The sequence below is a fragment of the Vibrio sp. YIC-376 genome, from assembly GCF_052353105.1.
GTDB lineage: Bacteria > Pseudomonadota > Gammaproteobacteria > Enterobacterales > Vibrionaceae > Vibrio.
This window is the reverse complement of record NZ_JBBWFK010000026.1, coordinates 1-18,688: the sequence shown is the minus strand read 5'-3', so window position 1 is coordinate 18,688 and position 18,688 is coordinate 1. Positions and strand designations below refer to the sequence as shown.

Sequence of the window (18,688 nt, the reverse complement as noted above, 5' to 3'; positions counted from 1 at the left end):
ATTAAAAAAGCGAGTTTTACCCAACCCTTTGTGAGAGATCTCGCACAAAGGATCGGGTGAAAGGCTATTATTTACCGATTGCGACTCCTTCACGGCGAGGATCGGCAGCACCTTCTAAACCGTCTGTCGTGATGCGAATTGCATGTAATCCTGAATTCAAATCAGTTGCTTGTGTTGTAAAGCCGATTTTTTCCAGCTCTGGTTGCAGGCGAGTGGCGGTGGTTCCTTGCTCAATATCTAAAATACCAAAGCGGTTTAACAGTCTTGGCTGATTGATGGCTTGCTGGATATCCATATCCCACTGGGTATGCGCAATAATGGTTTGGGCAACATAACCGATAATACGGCTACCGCCCGGAGATCCAATAGCCATATAAGGCTTGCCATCTTTGAGCATGATAGTCGGAGCCATAGAGGAACGCGGACGTTTACCCGGTTCAAGGCGATTAGCGATAGGGATGCCGTCCTGATGGGTACTGAAAGAGAAGTCGGTTAATTCGTTGTTCAGCAAGAAACCTCGAACCATTAGGCGTGAACCGAAGGAATTCTCTATCGTTGTCGTCATAGATACCACATTACCCTGTTTGTCGACGATGTTGAAATGGCTGGTGGAAGGCAATTCAATTGACTCATCCATACTCAGGTTCATTGCATGAGACCAAGGTGGGTTTCCCGCAGTTACCTCAGACAGTGCTTTGCCAACTTCTATCAAGTTAGCTCGCTCTTTGAGGTAGTCGGCATCCAATAATCCTGCGGTTGGCATCGGTACATAGTCGTGGTCAGCCATGTATTTCCCGCGATCAGCGAAGGCGAGGCGAGAGGCATCCGCTATGACTTGCCATGACTTGGCACTTTCTGCGCCCCAGCCTTTAAGATCGTATTTCTCGCTGATGGCCAGAATCTGTCCCACTGTTAGTGCGCCGGAGCTTGGTGGCCCCATACCGCATACGTCGTAGCTTTGATAGGCTGCGCACACGGGTTCACGCTGCTTAATTTGGTAGGTATCGAAGTCTGATTGTGCGAGTACTCCCGGATTACCCGGTGCGTTTTGTACCGTGTTGACGATGTCCTTGGCTATATCACCTTGGTAAAAGGCCATGGCGCCTTTCTCCGCAATTGCCGTTAAGGTTTGCGCGTATTGCGTATTTTTTAGGATAGTTCCGGCGACTTTCGGTGAACCATCCGGATTAAAGAAGTAAGCTTTGGTCGCAGGGAAGCGCGACAGACGTTCAGAGTCGCCTTCTATCAGACTGGCGAGACGAGGACTAACTACAAAACCTTGTTCGGCAAGCTTGATGACTGGCTGAATGATCTTTTTCCATTCCAGCTTGCCGTACTTTTGGTGCGTATCCCATAAGAGCTTGACCGTTCCCGGAGTGCCTACCGAACGACCACCGACAACTGCGTCGTAAAACTGAAGAGGCTGGCCTTTGTCATCAAGAAACAGTTGCGGTGTGGCGGCTAATGGTGCGGTTTCGCGGCCATCATAGGTCGTGAGTTTTTGCTTATCGCTATCCCAATACACCAAAAATGCACCACCTCCGAGCCCGGAAGATTGCGGTTCCACTAAGCCAAGCATCAGCTGAACTGCCACCATAGCATCGATCGCATTGCCACCTTGTTCAAGTACATCTGCGCCGGCTTGAGTCGCAATCGGATTTGCGGCCGTCACCATATAGTTTTTGGCTTTTACCAGCTGCTTTTGTTCTACGCCAGTGCTTTGTTCTGGTGTGACCGCATCAGTGGCTTGGTTGGCGAGAGCTTGGCTCGTAAGGGTGAAAGAGGAGGTAAGAAAAAGACCCGCAGTTACGAGCCGGTTGAACGTCCATTGCATGATGACTCTCCATGTTACCAGTTGAATATTCAGCTTGGCAGCCATAGAGAGGATCGTCGAGTCCGTAGTCTTAGAAATGTCGGTTGTGCTACGCTTTTAAATCAGTAAGTTACACTGCCAAGGTGCGGATGGTTTGCAGCAAAATACCGCTTCCGACCATCGTAAACACCACACCGCATAAGCCATCAATATAAATGCCCGCCTGTTGTAGGCGACGTTGCAATCTTTGCGTGGAGAGCATCCAAGCCAGGCTGGAAAACCAAAACAGTGATAAGCCAAACAGAATTACCAAGGCGATGCCTTTTCCGGTGGCAGACATACCTGCCGGAACCAGACTCGACATCAAACTGATGAAAAACACCAAAGCTTTTGGATTAAGAATATTGGTAGCGAATCCCTTGGCGAATGCCTGACGCTTATTACTGATCACCAGATTATTCGCTTGATTTGGTTGATCTGATTGCGGGTTCTTGAGCATGGCGATCACCGCGCGCAATGCACCGATACCTAAGTAAAGTAAGTAGCTACCACCGAGTAGTTGCAACACTGAATACAGCAAAGGATGCTGGTGAACTAAGTAACTCACGCCGGTCAGGCTAAACAAAGAATGGAGCAAAATGCCAACTGACAAACCTAACGCGATATACAGCCCAGTTTGACGGCCATGACGTGTGGCGTTTTGCACGACTAATGCGAAGTCGGGGCCGGGACTCATCAAAGCAATAAAGTGAATACTGGCCAGCGTTATTAGTATGGTGGATTCATTCATAAATACATCTCAAACATAATGAAGAGATTTGATTGTCGCCAACAGCAGCGATGCTCGCTTGTAAAAAACTGACAGTATTGCGCTGAATGGGCTTCAGCGTGTCACTTGCGACGGGGAAACGCCGTAAGTCTGTTTAAACGCTTTACTGAAATGAGCCTGATCGTAAAAGCCAATTTGATGCGCCACTTCTGTTCCACATTGTCCCGCTTGGAGCAGTTTCATCCCTTGCTCCAGACGTAGCCGTGCGAACCAGGCGTAGGGCGTCATCCCTGTTTGGGCTTTGAAGTGCCGTTGAAACTGGGTTGGGCTTAGTTGGCATAGTTCAGATAACGAATCCAGTCGCACTGCCTGATCTAGATTTGCCATCAAGTAATCTTTTAAGGTACTGAGTGACTGTTTCCCTAGCGGTATCACCTTCTGACGGGCAAGCGATCCGTATCGATCAAAAAGCTGATTAAACCCTTCAAATGGAAGGCAATCTTTGGTCAGCTGACTGATGTTTTTACGTCGAAGGTGGCAGTGTAAGTTACTAAGTTGTGAAAATATTTGTGGATCGGAGATGATCAACTCATTAAAGCTGATTATTTGACCATTTTGTTGAAGATCGGCCAGATCGCTGAGCAGGTGCGGCTCGATCGAAAAGACATTCACTTCATAACCGTCAGCAAGCTTGGACTGGCCATCATGTAGCTCATCAGGCGGCATAATGACGATTTGCCCGTGTCCGACTTGGTGATGACACCCCTGATATTGGAACTCCTGCTCGCCATGCGTGATCAGACCAAGGTGAAAGTCCAGGTGATAGTGCTTTTGAAAAGCAAATTTCTGGTATTTCGCCTCAATCAGACTCAGTTGGTCATGGTCGGTCGCGTAGTATTGAATCTGTTCCATTACATACAAAAAAAGCTTGGTCATTATCTGACCAAGCTTATCTGTCAATTTCTAACTTGTCTTGTAAAAAACGATCACTGAGCTTGAAGTGCCCGACGTGAACGGCGACTGCTGCGCAGCCCATCAAAGCTAAAGATAACTAATGCTCCCCAGATAAAGGCGAATGTGATCGCTTTATCCATGGTAAAGGCTTCGCCATAAATCAATACCGCGAGCAAGAACATCAGGCTTGGTCCTATGTACTGGAAGAAGCCTAGTGTAGACAATTTCAATCTGGTTGCGGCACCAGTGAAGCAGAGTAGTGGCAGTGTCGTCACTACGCCTGCTGCAATCAGCAATGTATTTAACTGCCACGGGTTCTCTGCCATATTCGAAGTTGGCGTACTGGCGATAAATACTAAGTAAATTGCCGCAGCAGGTAACATAATCAGGGTTTCGATAAATAAACCCGTTTGTGCTTCCACACTGACTTTTTTACGCAGCAAGCCGTAAACGCCAAAACTCATCGCCAGCGCCATCGCCACGACAGGCACGGAACCAAACACAAACAACTGCACTAAGACACCGCAGGCAGCAAGAGTGACGGCAAACCACTGCAATTTACGCAGTCTCTCACCAAGGAAAATCATTCCGAGCAGTACGTTGATTAGCGGGTTGATGTAATACCCCAGACTGGCATCTAGCATATGATTGGCGTTGACCGCCCAAATGAAGATCAGCCAGTTGGCGCCAACCAAAAGTGAAGTAGACACTAAATACATCATCTTGGTCTTGTTTCTGATGACATCGCTCACCGAGCGCCAGCGGCGGCCAAAGTGGAGGAGTGCAGCAAGCAAAAAGAAAGACCAGACTACCCGGTGGCTAAGGATCTCTAAAGCCGATACATCAGTAATCGATTTAAAGTATATCGGGGCGATGCCCCACATCGTGTAAGCGCCAATTGCAAGCAGGACGCCTTGCCGTGCACGTTGTTGTTCTTCTGGTGTCATGACGTGTCACCTAATTGTGTGATTATAGAGCAGTAGCGCAGTATACGAGTCGCATTGGCAAACACCTAGTAATTTGCGGTTTTATTCACCACGAAACCCCTTTACAATGTGCCCTCATTTTGCGTGCTGGCGGCATGCAAAAGCATTTCTATGAACACCCAATCTGAGATTATTCATGACCTCGACCTTGTTAGCCGAACCATCAGACTCGCCTGTAACGCCTCAACGTGTGTTGGAGGACGTTTTCGGTTATCAGACATTCCGTGACGGCCAACAACAAGTTATCGAAGCAGCAGTCGAGGGCAAAGACAGTTTAGTCATCATGCCAACGGGTGGTGGTAAGTCTCTCTGTTACCAAATTCCCGCGTTGGTACGCAGTGGGATAACTCTGGTTATTTCTCCACTGATTTCATTAATGAAAGACCAAGTTGATCAGCTTAAAGCGAACGGTGTAGCGGCAGAGTGCGTTAACTCGACGATGAGCAGAGAAGAGCTGCTTAGCGTTTATAACCGCATGCACAATGGGCAGTTGAAGTTGATTTATGTCTCGCCAGAACGGGTTTTGATGCGCGACTTTATTGAGCGTCTGGAAAGTCTGCCTTTGGCGATGATAGCGGTCGATGAAGCGCACTGTATCTCTCAGTGGGGACATGATTTCCGCCCTGAATACGCATCACTTGGTCAGTTAAAACAACATTTTTCCCATGTTCCATTCATGGCATTAACGGCAACGGCAGATGATGCTACGCGCAGAGATATCCTGGAGCGCCTGAGCTTGCAAGAGCCGCAGGTTTATCTCGGCAGTTTTGACCGTCCGAATATTCGTTACAACCTGGTCGAAAAGCACAAACCGATTTCTCAGATCATTCGCTACTTGGATACCCAGAAGGGAAATTGCGGCATTATCTATTGTGGTAGCCGTAAGAAGGTCGAAATGGTCACGGAGAAGCTGTGCAACAACCACATTCGAGCGGCGGGCTACCATGCAGGGATGGATGCGGATGAACGAGCTTATGTTCAGGAAGCATTTCAGAGAGATGATATCCAGATTGTGGTGGCGACAGTGGCGTTTGGTATGGGCATCAACAAACCTAACGTGCGTTTTGTGGTGCATTTTGATATCCCGCGTAATATCGAGTCCTACTATCAGGAAACTGGCCGAGCTGGTCGAGATGGTTTGCCTGCGGAAGCGATGATGCTCTATGACCCGACCGATATCAGTTGGCTTCGTCGTATGTTGGATGAAAAAGATGACGGCCCGCAGAAGCAGGTCGAAAGCCACAAACTCAATGCGATGAGTGCATTTGCTGAAGCGCAGACTTGTCGTCGTCAGGTTCTGCTTAATTACTTTGGCGAATATCGTGAGAAGCCTTGCGGCAACTGCGATATCTGTCTGGATCCTCCTAAACATTTTGATGCCACCGAAGAAGCGCGTAAGGCACTGTCTTGTGTGTATCGTGTTAATCAGAGCTTTGGTATGGGTTATGTGGTGGAAGTTTTGCGTGGTATGCAAAATATCCGCGTGCGTGAAAATGGCCACGATAAAATCTCAACGTACGGAATAGGGCGTGACCACAGCCATGATTATTGGATAAGCATTTTCCGTCAGTTGATTCATAAAGGCCTGCTGTTTCAAAATATTACCAGAAACTCTACGCTGCAGTTGACTGAAGAAGCGCGCCCACTATTACGTGGAGATGTGTCATTGGAACTCGCCGTGCCACGTTTAGATACAGCAGCACGTGCGGCGAAGTCCGACAAATTGACCAGTAAAAACTACGATAAGAAGCTGTTTGCCAAACTGCGCAAGCTGCGTAAGTCGATTGCGGATGAGGATGGCTTACCACCATACGTCGTATTCAGTGATGCTACACTGATTGATATGGCGGAGATTCTGCCAACTTCTTACGGTGAAATGCTGGCAGTCAGCGGAGTCGGTCAACGTAAGCTCGAGAAATACGCTGACCCATTCTTAGATCTCATTCAAGAACATATTACCCATCACGGATAAGGACATTACATGGACAAGGAATTTGGCCTTGCTGAATATATTGCTGAAGATGGTCGATTACTCATTACCGCACCAAGCTTTGATTTAGATACGTTTCCAGTACTGGGTGAGCGTTTGGTCGGTCTGTTATCGGCTTCGGTGGTAGAAAAACAGTGGGATGCTGATATTCACTCCTGGCTTATCGACTTTGAAGGTTGCCGTCTGTTTATGAAAGCAGAACATTACAGTGAAGCAATATGGTTTGAGGCGCTGGAAGTTGCAGAGAGTAGGGAAGAGCTTGATTATATCGCCGGATTATTTCAACGCGGATTCTGACGTAAGCTTATAATCTTGTTAAGGGTGTTTCACATGAAACACCCTTTTTTATGCAAAAACGTTTGCGTAAAAAGCACCGCTTGCGAGTGGAGTTGGTTAATGTATAATCGCCCACCGCTTTGCTCTTTACGGGCAAGGTCAGTTTATTTTTTTATTTTACATTGTTGGTAAGAGTCGTTTTTTATATTGAAAAGGCTCGATTTGGGTTCCCTCGCCCCCAAACCAAACTAAAAAGGTATCGCATGAGTAACTTTACCCCTGCGCAGCAGCGCAACGCCCTTATCTATCTGGTTTTATTCCATCTGATCATCATTGCATCCAGCAATTACCTAGTTCAGCTACCATTTACTATTTTTGGTCTGCATACCACGTGGGGCGCATTTACCTTCCCATTTATCTTTTTGGCAACTGACCTGACAGTGCGTATCTTTGGTGCTGGATTGGCGCGTAAAATCATTTTCTTAGTGATGTTGCCTGCGCTGGCCGTGTCTTATGTCCTGTCAGTGGTGTTTTTTGAAGGTCAGTTCCAAGGTTTTGGTCAACTGAGCGAATTTAACCTGTTCGTAGCGCGTATTGCAGTTGCAAGTTTTATGGCTTACTTGCTGGGTCAAATTTTGGATGTACATGTATTTAACCGTCTGCGCCAGATGAAACAATGGTGGGTGGCACCAACCTGTTCAACACTATTTGGTAATGCATTAGATACCATCGCGTTCTTTGCGATTGCGTTCTACCAAAGCCCTGATCCATTTATGGCTGAGCACTGGACTGAAATTGCGCTGGTGGACTACGGCTTTAAACTGGTGATCAGTCTTGGCTTGTTTGTCCCTATGTACGGCGTATTACTGAATTACCTAATCAAAAAGCTGACTGCGGTGAACCCGAACTTCAAAGTGACTACCGCCGCTTAGTCCGCTGACTTTTCGTGAATACCTCAAAAGCCGCTTGTTTTTACAGCGGCTTTTTTGTTTCTGAGGGGGAATGTACAGCGTAGGGAGTATTTAGATCATGGGTGTCAAAAAGCTCTTTGAGCTGTACACGGGCAATAAAAAAGGCTCCATTGGAGCCTTTTTCGTCAATTGCAAGTAGCGATTAACAAGCAGAGATTGTTAATGGCCAGCCAATATCGGTCTGGCGGTTGGATTCAATTTCCAGCTCAGCGGCAGTGAGTGGGTTGGCTTCTAACCATGTCGCGTCAATGCTTAGAGTTAGCTTGTCTCCCTCTGCAGAAAGTTCTACTTGAGGTTCTAAGCTTGGATTGCGGCGGTGGGTAAGCAGCACGGCTAGACGCAGTAAACGCAGTATACGTTTAGCGCTAGCACCAGAAATGGCGTATTGCTCTGGTAGCGAGCTTAATTGCTCACGGTAACGTCTCGCAATTTCACCAATAAAAAACTTCTGAGCGCGAGTGAACCCCGGCAAATCTAGGTTCTGCAGTAAGTAGGCACTATGTTCACCGCCTTTTTTGAAGTCGATGGTTAAGCCTATCTCATGCAATTTCGCAGTAGTTTCTAGTAGCACTTCACCCTGAGGCTCTGCTATCCACTCTTCACCACCGGCTTGTTGCAGAAGCTTACGGGCTAGGTTTGCCACCTGTTCACCGTACTGGCAATCTAATTGATAGCGGCTCTGAACACTGCAAATGGTACGTGCGCGGATGTCACTCTGGCGCAACTCGTCGACCATCTCGTAAACGAGTCCTTCACGTAATGCACCGCCTGCCAGCGTCATTGCATCGATTTCAAGCAACTCAAAGACTGCAATTAGGATAGATAAACCACTAGGGAAGACCAGTGCGCGTTCAAGCGTTAAACCTTCAATGTCCAGCTCTTCTAAATGATCAGCAAGCATAGCCTGCTTCTGTAAGCGTTTTAGTTTGGAGTGAGTAATTACTTCGTCCATACCTTGCGCCAACATTATTTCTTGTAGAGCTTGAACCGTGCCAGATGCACCGACACATACATCCCAGCCCAAGTCGGTGTACTGCTCCAAAATCGGCTTGATGGTAAGTTTCGCCCCTTCAATTGCAGCACCGAAGTTGCGTGCATTTAGCTGACGGTCTTTGAAGAAGTTTTCTAGCCAAGTTACACAACCCATCTTTAAGCTGGTCAGTGCTTTGGCTTCGAACCCTTCTCCGATAATAAGCTCCGTACTGGCACCACCAATATCAACCACAAGGCGACGACCACTACCTCCAGACGTGTGTGCGACTCCTTTATAGATGGTCGCAGCTTCTTCTTCGCCAGAAATGACATCGATCGGCTGACCAAGAATCTCGTGTGCTTTATCCAGAAAAACATCCACGTTTGTCGCGGTACGTAATGTTGCGGTGCCGACGATACGAATGTTCTGTTTAGGAATATCTTGCAAGCGTTCCGCAAATAGACTTAAGCAGTCCCATCCTCGCTGCATAGCTTCCATACTAAGAGAATTATGTTCATCTAAGCCCGCCGCTAGACGAACTTTGCGCTTAATTTTAGCCATTGTTTGAACGCTGCCATCGATATGACGCACAACGAGCATGTGAAAACTGTTCGACCCGAGGTCGATGGCTGCGTATAGCGGTGATGATCCTGCTTGACTCATATACGACTTAATATTCCTTTATTACTGTTTTGGCGCTGATTGACGTGGCTGACGAGGACGACGTCCTTGTGGCTTACGGTTACCAGAACGTGTACCACCTGTATTCGTACGACGTTGCTGAACACGTGGTTCACGCATACGAATCGGAGCTGGCAGATCTTGGATCAGAGCTGATGCATCGTATTCCGATACAGGGATAGTGTGTTCGATGTACTCTTCAATCGCAGGCAAGTTAATTGCGTATTCTTCACAAGCAAAGCTGATAGAGTGGCCACTTGCGCCAGCACGACCAGTACGACCGATGCGGTGTACGTAATCTTCACAATCGTCTGGAAGATCGTAGTTGAATACGTGCGTTACCTGAGGAATGTGCAGACCACGAGCTGCAACGTCGGTTGCTACCAGGATATCAACATCACCTTTAGTGAACTGCTCAAGAATTTTTTCACGTTTCTTCTGTGGTACATCACCAGTGAGTAGGCCAACACGATGGCCATCGGCAGCTAGGTGACCCCAAACGGATTCACACTTATGTTTGGTGTTAGCAAATACAATCGCGCGATCTGGCCATTCTTCTTCAATAAGCGTTTGAAGTAATGACATTTTATCTTCGTTAGACGGGTAGAAAAGTTCTTCCTGAATACGGTGGCCAGTTTTCTGCTCTGGTTCTACCACGACATGTTCTGGGTTGTGCATGTGTTCAAATGCAAGTTCTTGTACGCGGTAAGAAAGCGTTGCTGAAAACAGCATGTTTAGACGCTCTTTTGGCTCAGGCATACGGCGGAACAAGAAACGGATGTCTTTAATGAAACCAAGATCGAACATGCGGTCCGCTTCATCTAGTACAACTGCTTGAATGTTGTTCAGATTAAAAACGCGCTGCTTGTAGAAATCGATGATACGGCCTGTGGTACCGATCAGGATGTCTACACCATCTTGTAGCTTCGCCAACTGCTTATCGTAGCTTTCACCACCATAAGCCAGTGCCGCTTTTAAGCCCGTACTTGCAACGAGTGTTTCTGCGTCGTTGAAGATCTGAATCGCCAATTCACGCGTTGGAGCCATAATAATGGCGCGTGGTTGCGTTGGTTGACGACCTTCGTGTTCTGGTGTGGTCATAAGGTGGTTGAACGTAGCAGTAAGAAACGCGAGCGTTTTACCAGTGCCCGTTTGGGCCTGGCCTGCGATGTCTTGGCCGGTGAGCAGTACCGGCAACGCCAAGGCTTGGATAGGGGTACAAAACTCAAACCCTTTTTTATCCAATCCATCAATAACTTGGGGCTCTAACCCCAAATCGGCGAACTTTTGCTCTGTGATATGCGTCTTTTTCATAGCTATAGAATATCAGCTAAAGCTTGCATTACGAAAGTAAATACATTCCAATAGGACATCAAATTACTGGTTATCATCCAACCAGTTTCGAAAAACACATTGGAGTGGAAGATGAGTGATAAGATTTTGCAGCTAACTGATGACGGTTTTGAAAACGATGTAATCAACGCTGCAGGCCCTGTATTAGTAGATTTCTGGGCAGAATGGTGTGGTCCTTGTAAGATGATTGCGCCGATTCTGGACGAAGTCGCTGAAGAGTACGAAGGCAAACTCACTATCGGTAAACTAAATATTGACCATAACGCTGGCACACCGCCTAAGTTTGGTATTCGCGGCATTCCAACGCTACTGCTATTCAAAGACGGTAACGTAGCGGCAACGAAAGTTGGTGCCTTGTCTAAAACTCAACTAAAAGAGTTTTTGGACGCAAACCTATAATCACCAAGTGATTACAGACAAAACCGTGCAAACAACAATGCGCGGTTTTGTTTTTCTAACTCTGGACTAGAATATTAATTAGTGCTAACTTATCGCGCGTTAATTGAACAAATTTCTCTTCTTGGTCGATCCTGTGACCAAATCCATCTTAACTAGAAAACAGATCTTATTTTGACTAAACAAGAATCCACTACCATGAACCTGACCGAACTGAAGAACAGACCTGTGTCTGACCTTGTAAAACTGGGCGAAAGCTTAGGATTAGAGAACCTAGCTCGCTTAAGAAAACAAGACATCATCTTCGCGATTTTAAAAGCGCATGCGAAAGGCGGCGAAGACATCTTTGGCGATGGGGTTCTGGAAATTCTGCAAGACGGCTTTGGTTTCCTACGCAGTGCAGACAGTTCATACCTTGCTGGTCCGGATGATATTTATGTATCTCCAAGTCAGATTCGTCGCTTTAACCTGCGCACGGGTGACTCGATTGCTGGAAAAATTCGTCCACCAAAAGACGGCGAACGTTACTTTGCCCTTCTAAAAGTCAACACGGTCAACGACGACAAGCCAGACAACGCTCGTAACAAAATCCTATTTGAAAACTTAACACCTCTACATGCTAATGAACGCATGGTGATGGAGCGTGGTAATGGTTCAACAGAAGATATCACTGCACGTGTTCTAGATTTGGCGTCGCCAATCGGTAAAGGTCAGCGTGGTTTGATTGTTGCTCCGCCAAAAGCGGGTAAGACAATGCTTCTGCAAAACATCGCACAAAGCATCGCATACAACCACCCTGAATGTGTGCTAATGGTACTTCTTATCGACGAACGTCCGGAAGAAGTAACTGAGATGCAGCGTCTGGTTAAAGGTGAAGTGGTTGCTTCTACGTTTGACGAGCCAGCATCGCGTCACGTTCAGGTTGCTGAAATGGTGATTGAGAAAGCGAAACGCCTGGTTGAGCATAAGAAAGACGTCGTTATCCTTCTGGACTCAATCACTCGTCTGGCGCGTGCCTACAACACCGTAGTACCTTCATCAGGTAAAGTTCTGACTGGTGGTGTGGATGCGAACGCTCTGCATCGTCCTAAGCGCTTTTTCGGTGCGGCACGTAACGTAGAAGAAGGCGGTAGCTTAACCATCATCGCAACAGCGCTAGTTGATACGGGTTCTAAGATGGATGAAGTTATCTACGAAGAGTTCAAGGGTACAGGTAACATGGAACTGCACTTGAACCGTAAGATTGCAGAGAAGCGCGTCTTCCCGGCAATTGACTTCAACCGCTCAGGTACTCGTCGTGAAGAACTACTGACTAAGCCAGATGAACTTCAGAAGATGTGGATTCTGCGTAAGATTGTCCACCCAATGGGCGAAACCGACGCGATGGAGTTCCTCATTGATAAGCTAGCAATGACTAAGACTAACGATGAGTTCTTTGATGCCATGCGCCGTCAGTAATTACTGAGTTCTTTTTGTAAAACAGCCACCACAAAACGGTGGCTTTTTTATTGCTTTCTGCCGATAAAAGCATCAAAATGAGGCAATTGTTATCGGGAGGTTAACATGCAACAAGGAATGTTGTCGTCATTACTCCTGAGTTTGTCACTGATGACCCTACCAACGGCTGTGTCTGCAAAGGAAATGCAGGAATCTGTGGTAGAACAGTGGCTTCAGGATGCCCAAATACAGACCAAAGTCTCTGAAATGCTCGAATACGTTGTCAGGGATGAAGTCGATTCACTTAAATTTTCCCTTAATAGGCTGGCGTTACCTCAACAAGAGGTAGTGCGTTTTAGTCTGCTCGAAAAACTAGAGCGGCAAAATGTGATTCTTACACCAAGAATGGCAATATTTGTCGAATCTCAGACTCGCATAACGCCAACTTATCAAGTACTCGAACGTGGTGATGGCTACGAATTCACTACTCCAGCCTTTAACTTTCCTGCGGTAGCGAGCCGTTTGATAAAGCGTTGGAAACAAGATCAGAACACCTTAGAGTTTGTTTTGCAGGCGGAACGTAAAGAGCTCGACCTCAGCCAGTGGCTATCTTCTGGGACCTCACAGCAGATACAAGCTCGTGAAGCGCTATTGATTCGCGAGTTGGATAGTTTATCCCCAAGCGCATTAGAGGCGTTAACCGTTCAGTTCACTCACACCGATGTCACCAGTTGGTTACCATCTACCGCTGTCGTCTCGCGTTTGGCGCAGGTAAGTCAGGATAAAGCCATGTACGATTTATTGTGGCGGATGCGCGCTGACTACAATAGTCATGCAGAATTGGAACGACTTGCGGAGGTAGGCAATGACTTTTCATTGCAGCAGCTAATGAACTCGACGGTGAATCCGACGCTCAAGCCACATGCTATTGGTCTTTTGACCAAAGCTAATCCGTTAAGTCCTGACGTTAAACAGTTTTTAATCTCCAAAATGGCTTTGTCGGATGAAGCGACGTTAGTAGCCAGTGAATTAGCCCAGCAAGGCCATAAAGACTGGCTTAAAGAGTTAGTCTCCGGTAACTATCAAGTTAAAGCGAGACAAATTGAACAAGTGTTGAACTAAGCCAATCTATATACCCACACAAAATAGGAGGACCTTAGTGTCCTCCTATTTGTTATACTGCGAAAAATTTAATCAGCCAGTCATGAAGGCCTATGAGTTTTAAGGATTTACGCGAATTTATTGACCACCTAGAAAAGAAAGGTCAACTCAAGCGCATTACTCACCCCGTCGATCCCGCTTATGAAATGACAGAAATCAGCGATCGCACATTGCGTGCTGGTGGACCTGCATTGTTGTTCGAGAATCCAATCGGCTACGATGTTCCGGTTTTGACCAATCTGTTTGGTACTCCTGAGCGAGTTGCGATTGGTATGGGACGTGAAGACGTCAAAGAACTCCGCGAAGTGGGTAAACTGCTGGCTTATCTTAAAGAGCCTGAGCCACCAAAGGGATTCAAAGACGCTTTAGAAAAGCTGCCAGTATTCAAACAAGTATTGAATATGCCAGCCAAGCGTTTACGTAAAGCTGCGTGCCAAGAGATCGTCTGGCAAGGCGAAGAAGTCGATTTGGACAAGATTCCGGTGATGAGTTGCTGGGCTGAAGATGTTGCGCCGCTTTTGACTTGGGGTCTGACGGTCACTAAAGGCCCGTACAAGAAACGCCAGAACCTTGGTATTTATCGTCAGCAAAAAATCGCTAAAAACAAAATAATCATGCGCTGGTTAGCACACCGAGGTGGTGCGCTCGATCTACGCGACTGGATGGAAACCAACCCAGGTAAGCCATTTCCGGTATCGGTGGCATTCGGGGCTGATCCAGCAACCATTCTTGGCGCGGTAACGCCAGTGCCCGATACGTTATCGGAATATGCCTTTGCTGGCTTGTTGCGTGGCAGTAAAACCGAAGTCGTCAAATCCATCAGTAACGATCTGGAAGTGCCTGCGAGTGCTGAGATTGTAATGGAAGGTTATATCGACCCGAATGAATTTGCCGACGAAGGTCCATATGGAGACCACACGGGTTACTACAACGAGAAAGAAACGCATCGCGTCTTTACCATTACTCACATCACGATGCGTAAAGACCCGATCTACCACAGTACATACACTGGACGTCCGCCAGATGAACCAGCCGTGTTGGGCGTGGCACTGAATGAGGTCTTCGTACCAATTCTGCAAAAGCAGTTCCCTGAGATTGAAGATTTCTATCTGCCACCTGAGGGGTGTTCATACCGAATGGCGGTCGTGACGATGAAGAAGCAATATCCGGGACACGCCAAACGTGTCATGATGGGGGTGTGGTCGTTCTTGCGTCAGTTTATGTACACCAAGTTTGTGATAGTGTGTGACGAGTCGGTAAATGCGCGTGACTGGAATGATGTGGTGAAAGCCATGACTGAGAATATGGATCCAGTGCGCGATACCTTAATGATTGATAACACACCTATAGACTCACTTGATTTTGCTTCCCCAGTGGTTGGCTTGGGCTCTAAGATGGGACTGGATGCGACGATTAAGTGGGATGCGGAACTTGCGACTCGCGCTCAAGTTATCAGAGAAGAAAGCAAACCGATCACGCAAGCTGACTTGGATAAATTAAAAGTACAGCGTCCGGAAATTGTCGATATTTATTTACCACCGACAGCAAACAACCAGTTTGTTGTGGTCACTATGAAGAAAAATCAAGCTGGGCAATCTCAAGCGTTGCTTGAGGGGTTGTGGGAGTTCTTTGCCGATTATAACGATAACAAGTTTATTATCTTGTGTGATCATGATGTCAATGCACAAGATTGGAACGACATTATCTGGGCAGTAACCACTCGTATGGATCCTGATAGAGATACCGTCCAAATCAGAGGAAATGCGAATAGTGTTTCTAAATTGGGGCTCGATGCGACCAACAAGTTTGCAACAGAGGCAACTCGTGAGTGGGGGACCCCAATCAAAAAAGATCCTAAACTTGTGGCTAAAGTCGATGAGATTTGGGACCAGTTAGGTATTCTATGAGTCATCAAGTCCTCCTTCTACCGATGAATCTCACATTCGAGGTCAAAGAAGGAGAAACGGTGTTGGAAGCCGCGCTCAACAACAATATTCGCTTCCCACATCGTTGCCAAGTTGGCGCTTGCGCCATGTGCATGTGTAAAAAGCTATCGGGCGAGGTGAGTTATCACCTCGAACCTATGCTAACCGATAAAGAGCAGCAGCAAGGTTGGATATTCCCTTGCCAAGCCCATACAGAAAGTAATTTAGTGCTTACTTTTGATGAGTAAGCGAGAGGAACACCATGACCATCCAATGTAAAGTAAAGTCTATTCAGCCGTTAGCTTGTAATACTTACCAAATCCTACTACATCCAGAATCTCCAGTTGCGTTCAAAGCTGGCCAATACCTAATGGTTGTAATGGGAGAAAAAGACAAGCGCCCATTTTCTATTGCGAGCAGCCCTTGTCGACATGAAGGCGAATTGGAACTGCACATTGGTGCCGCTGAACACAATGCTTACGCAATAGAAGTCGTCGAAGCGATGAAAACAGCTCTCGCAACGGGCGGTGATATTGAAATTGATGCACCACACGGTGATGCCTGGATTCAAGAAGGGAGTGAACGCCCTTTACTACTGATCGCTGGTGGTACTGGATTTAGTTACGTGCGTTCGATTTTGGATCACTGTGTCGCGCAAAACAAAGCTAACCCAATCTATTTATACTGGGGTGCGCGTGACGATCATCAGCTATATGCCAAAGATGAACTTATCGAAATCGCAGAGAAGTTTTCTAACATCCACTTTATTCCAGTAGTAGAGGAAGCCCCTGCTGACTGGAAAGGTAAAGTTGGCAATGTCCTACAAGCCGTAAGTGAAGATTTCGAGAGCCTGGAAAACTACGATATCTACATCGCAGGTCGCTTTGAAATGGCTGGGGCAGCAAGAGAATTGTTTACTCAAGATAAGCAAGCAAAGAGTGAGCGTATGTTCGCAGACGCGTACGCGTTTATTTAAATACGGTTTTCAGGCCAAAAAAAGAGGGTTTTTTACCCTCTTTTTTGCGTTTTTGATGAAATAATCGCCGAACGGCTAGGTTTTTCAATTTTTTTCGAAAAAGGGGTTGCGCTCCAATTGGATCTCCCTATAATGCGCATCCACCGACACGGCAGATGCGATAAGGCTTCAGCAGGGTCGGAGAGGTGAAAAGCTTCTACGCAAATAAGTTGAAAAAGTGTTTGACACTCTCAATTAAATCGCTAGAATGCACCTCCGCTTTGAGAGAAAAGTTTCTCGAAAAGCAAGCTCTTTAACAATATAGACCTATCAATCTGTGTGGGCACTCGTTGATGATAATCCAATTAGAAACTTCGGTTTCAAATTAGGTTTCAATGATACGAAGTGACCATTGAATCGCAAGATTCAGCACAGTCAATTCAAACATTACTTATGTAATGTTCAGTATTCATTGAGCCGACAAAATCTTAAATTGAAGAGTTTGATCATGGCTCAGATTGAACGCTGGCGGCAGGCCTAACACATGCAAGTCGAGCGGCAGCGACAACATTGAACCTTCGGGGGATTTGTTGGGCGGCGAGCGGCGGACGGGTGAGTAATGCCTAGGAAATTGCCCTGATGTGGGGGATAACCATTGGAAACGATGGCTAATACCGCATGATGCCTTCGGGCCAAAGAGGGGGACCTTCGGGCCTCTCGCGTCAGGATATGCCTAGGTGGGATTAGCTAGTTGGTGAGGTAAGGGCTCACCAAGGCGACGATCCCTAGCTGGTCTGAGAGGATGATCAGCCACACTGGAACTGAGACACGGTCCAGACTCCTACGGGAGGCAGCAGTGGGGAATATTGCACAATGGGCGCAAGCCTGATGCAGCCATGCCGCGTGTGTGAAGAAGGCCTTCGGGTTGTAAAGCACTTTCAGTCGTGAGGAAGGTAGTGTGTTTAATAGATGCATTATTTGACGTTAGCGACAGAAGAAGCACCGGCTAACTCCGTGCCAGCAGCCGCGGTAATACGGAGGGTGCGAGCGTTAATCGGAATTACTGGGCGTAAAGCGCATGCAGGTGGTTTGTTAAGTCAGATGTGAAAGCCCGGGGCTCAACCTCGGAATAGCATTTGAAACTGGCAGACTAGAGTACTGTAGAGGGGGGTAGAATTTCAGGTGTAGCGGTGAAATGCGTAGAGATCTGAAGGAATACCGGTGGCGAAGGCGGCCCCCTGGACAGATACTGACACTCAGATGCGAAAGCGTGGGGAGCAAACAGGATTAGATACCCTGGTAGTCCACGCCGTAAACGATGTCTACTTGGAGGTTGTGGCCTTGAGCCGTGGCTTTCGGAGCTAACGCGTTAAGTAGACCGCCTGGGGAGTACGGTCGCAAGATTAAAACTCAAATGAATTGACGGGGGCCCGCACAAGCGGTGGAGCATGTGGTTTAATTCGATGCAACGCGAAGAACCTTACCTACTCTTGACATCCAGAGAATCTGGCGGAGACGCTAGAGTGCCTTCGGGAACTCTGAGACAGGTGCTGCATGGCTGTCGTCAGCTCGTGTTGTGAAATGTTGGGTTAAGTCCCGCAACGAGCGCAACCCTTATCCTTGTTTGCCAGCGAGTAATGTCGGGAACTCCAGGGAGACTGCCGGTGATAAACCGGAGGAAGGTGGGGACGACGTCAAGTCATCATGGCCCTTACGAGTAGGGCTACACACGTGCTACAATGGCGCATACAGAGGGCGGCCAACTTGCGAAAGTGAGCGAATCCCAAAAAGTGCGTCGTAGTCCGGATTGGAGTCTGCAACTCGACTCCATGAAGTCGGAATCGCTAGTAATCGTGGATCAGAATGCCACGGTGAATACGTTCCCGGGCCTTGTACACACCGCCCGTCACACCATGGGAGTGGGCTGCAAAAGAAGTAGGTAGTTTAACCTTCGGGGGGACGCTTACCACTTTGTGGTTCATGACTGGGGTGAAGTCGTAACAAGGTAGCGCTAGGGGAACCTGGCGCTGGATCACCTCCTTATACGA

General features: G+C 47.3%; 15 protein-coding genes and 1 rRNA gene. 10 read left to right on the top strand and 6 right to left on the bottom strand.

The features are described 5' to 3' along the window. Window positions 1-67 precede the first annotated feature (67 nt). From ggt to rarD, 4 genes are all read right to left on the bottom strand, one after another. Window positions 68-1,834 carry a gamma-glutamyltransferase gene (gene ggt, locus WJM94_RS23780; RefSeq protein ID WP_444496625.1) on the bottom strand — a complete coding sequence of 589 codons (1,767 nt, stop codon included), beginning with the start codon at window positions 1,832-1,834 and terminating at the stop codon, window positions 68-70. A 109-nt stretch (window positions 1,835-1,943) separates the two neighbouring features. Next, complete coding sequence (locus WJM94_RS23775) at window positions 1,944-2,603, bottom strand: LysE family translocator (RefSeq protein ID WP_444496624.1); 660 nt, start codon at window positions 2,601-2,603, stop codon at window positions 1,944-1,946. A gap of 93 nt (window positions 2,604-2,696) precedes the next feature. Beyond that, on the bottom strand, window positions 2,697-3,494 hold the full coding sequence (locus WJM94_RS23770) for a helix-turn-helix domain-containing protein (protein WP_444496641.1): 798 nt from the start codon (window positions 3,492-3,494) through the stop codon (window positions 2,697-2,699). A 74-nt stretch (window positions 3,495-3,568) separates the two neighbouring features. Then, window positions 3,569-4,483 (bottom strand): EamA family transporter RarD, encoded by a 915-nt coding sequence (gene rarD, locus WJM94_RS23765; protein WP_444496623.1) that lies wholly within the window; start codon window positions 4,481-4,483, stop codon window positions 3,569-3,571. A gap of 175 nt (window positions 4,484-4,658) precedes the next feature. On the opposite strand from rarD, the gene recQ reads away from it, so the two are divergent. The 3 genes from recQ (at window position 4,659) to WJM94_RS23750 (ending at window position 7,720) form a co-directional block, all read left to right on the top strand. Further along, window positions 4,659-6,494, top strand: a complete 1,836-nt coding sequence (gene recQ / locus WJM94_RS23760) for an ATP-dependent DNA helicase RecQ (RefSeq protein ID WP_444496622.1) — start codon at window positions 4,659-4,661, stop codon at window positions 6,492-6,494. 9 nt (window positions 6,495-6,503) lie between these two features. Then, on the top strand, window positions 6,504-6,809 hold the full coding sequence (locus WJM94_RS23755; protein ID WP_444496621.1) for a DUF3630 family protein: 306 nt from the start codon (window positions 6,504-6,506) through the stop codon (window positions 6,807-6,809). Window positions 6,810-7,051: 242 nt separating this feature from the next. Continuing rightward, window positions 7,052-7,720, top strand: a complete 669-nt coding sequence (locus WJM94_RS23750) for a 7-cyano-7-deazaguanine/7-aminomethyl-7-deazaguanine transporter (RefSeq protein ID WP_444496620.1) — start codon at window positions 7,052-7,054, stop codon at window positions 7,718-7,720. 181 nt (window positions 7,721-7,901) lie between these two features. Here WJM94_RS23750 and gppA read toward each other — a convergent pair whose 3' ends face one another. Then, window positions 7,902-9,395: a guanosine-5'-triphosphate,3'-diphosphate diphosphatase gene (gene gppA / locus WJM94_RS23745; RefSeq protein ID WP_444496619.1), complete on the bottom strand. Its 1,494-nt coding sequence runs from the start codon at window positions 9,393-9,395 to the stop codon at window positions 7,902-7,904. Between the two features lie 21 nt (window positions 9,396-9,416). Then, window positions 9,417-10,727, bottom strand: coding sequence for an ATP-dependent RNA helicase RhlB (gene rhlB / locus WJM94_RS23740; protein ID WP_444496618.1), 1,311 nt, complete (start codon window positions 10,725-10,727; stop codon window positions 9,417-9,419). A 111-nt stretch (window positions 10,728-10,838) separates the two neighbouring features. Here rhlB and trxA point away from each other — a divergent pair, with 111 nt between their 5' ends. The 7 genes from trxA to WJM94_RS23705 all read left to right on the top strand — a co-directional run bounded on the left by trxA (window position 10,839) and on the right by WJM94_RS23705 (window position 18,683). Next, complete coding sequence (gene trxA, locus WJM94_RS23735; RefSeq protein WP_140279508.1) at window positions 10,839-11,165, top strand: thioredoxin TrxA; 327 nt, start codon at window positions 10,839-10,841, stop codon at window positions 11,163-11,165. 195 nt (window positions 11,166-11,360) lie between these two features. Continuing rightward, on the top strand, window positions 11,361-12,620 hold the full coding sequence (gene rho, locus WJM94_RS23730; protein WP_444496617.1) for a transcription termination factor Rho: 1,260 nt from the start codon (window positions 11,361-11,363) through the stop codon (window positions 12,618-12,620). 105 nt (window positions 12,621-12,725) lie between these two features. Continuing rightward, window positions 12,726-13,721, top strand: coding sequence for a hypothetical protein (locus tag WJM94_RS23725; RefSeq protein ID WP_444496616.1), 996 nt, complete (start codon window positions 12,726-12,728; stop codon window positions 13,719-13,721). Between the two features lie 92 nt (window positions 13,722-13,813). Further along, window positions 13,814-15,667 carry a 4-hydroxy-3-polyprenylbenzoate decarboxylase gene (gene ubiD, locus WJM94_RS23720; protein ID WP_444496615.1) on the top strand — a complete coding sequence of 618 codons (1,854 nt, stop codon included), beginning with the start codon at window positions 13,814-13,816 and terminating at the stop codon, window positions 15,665-15,667. Continuing rightward, complete coding sequence (locus WJM94_RS23715) at window positions 15,664-15,933, top strand: 2Fe-2S iron-sulfur cluster-binding protein (protein ID WP_444496614.1); 270 nt, start codon at window positions 15,664-15,666, stop codon at window positions 15,931-15,933. Before ubiD ends, WJM94_RS23715 begins: the two co-directional genes overlap by 4 nt. A gap of 14 nt (window positions 15,934-15,947) precedes the next feature. Further along, entirely contained in the window at window positions 15,948-16,661 is a 714-nt protein-coding gene (gene fre, locus WJM94_RS23710) for an NAD(P)H-flavin reductase (RefSeq protein WP_444496613.1), read from the top strand. 469 nt (window positions 16,662-17,130) lie between these two features. Further along, a 16S ribosomal RNA gene (locus WJM94_RS23705) occupies window positions 17,131-18,683 on the top strand. Window positions 18,684-18,688: the final 5 nt, after the last annotated feature.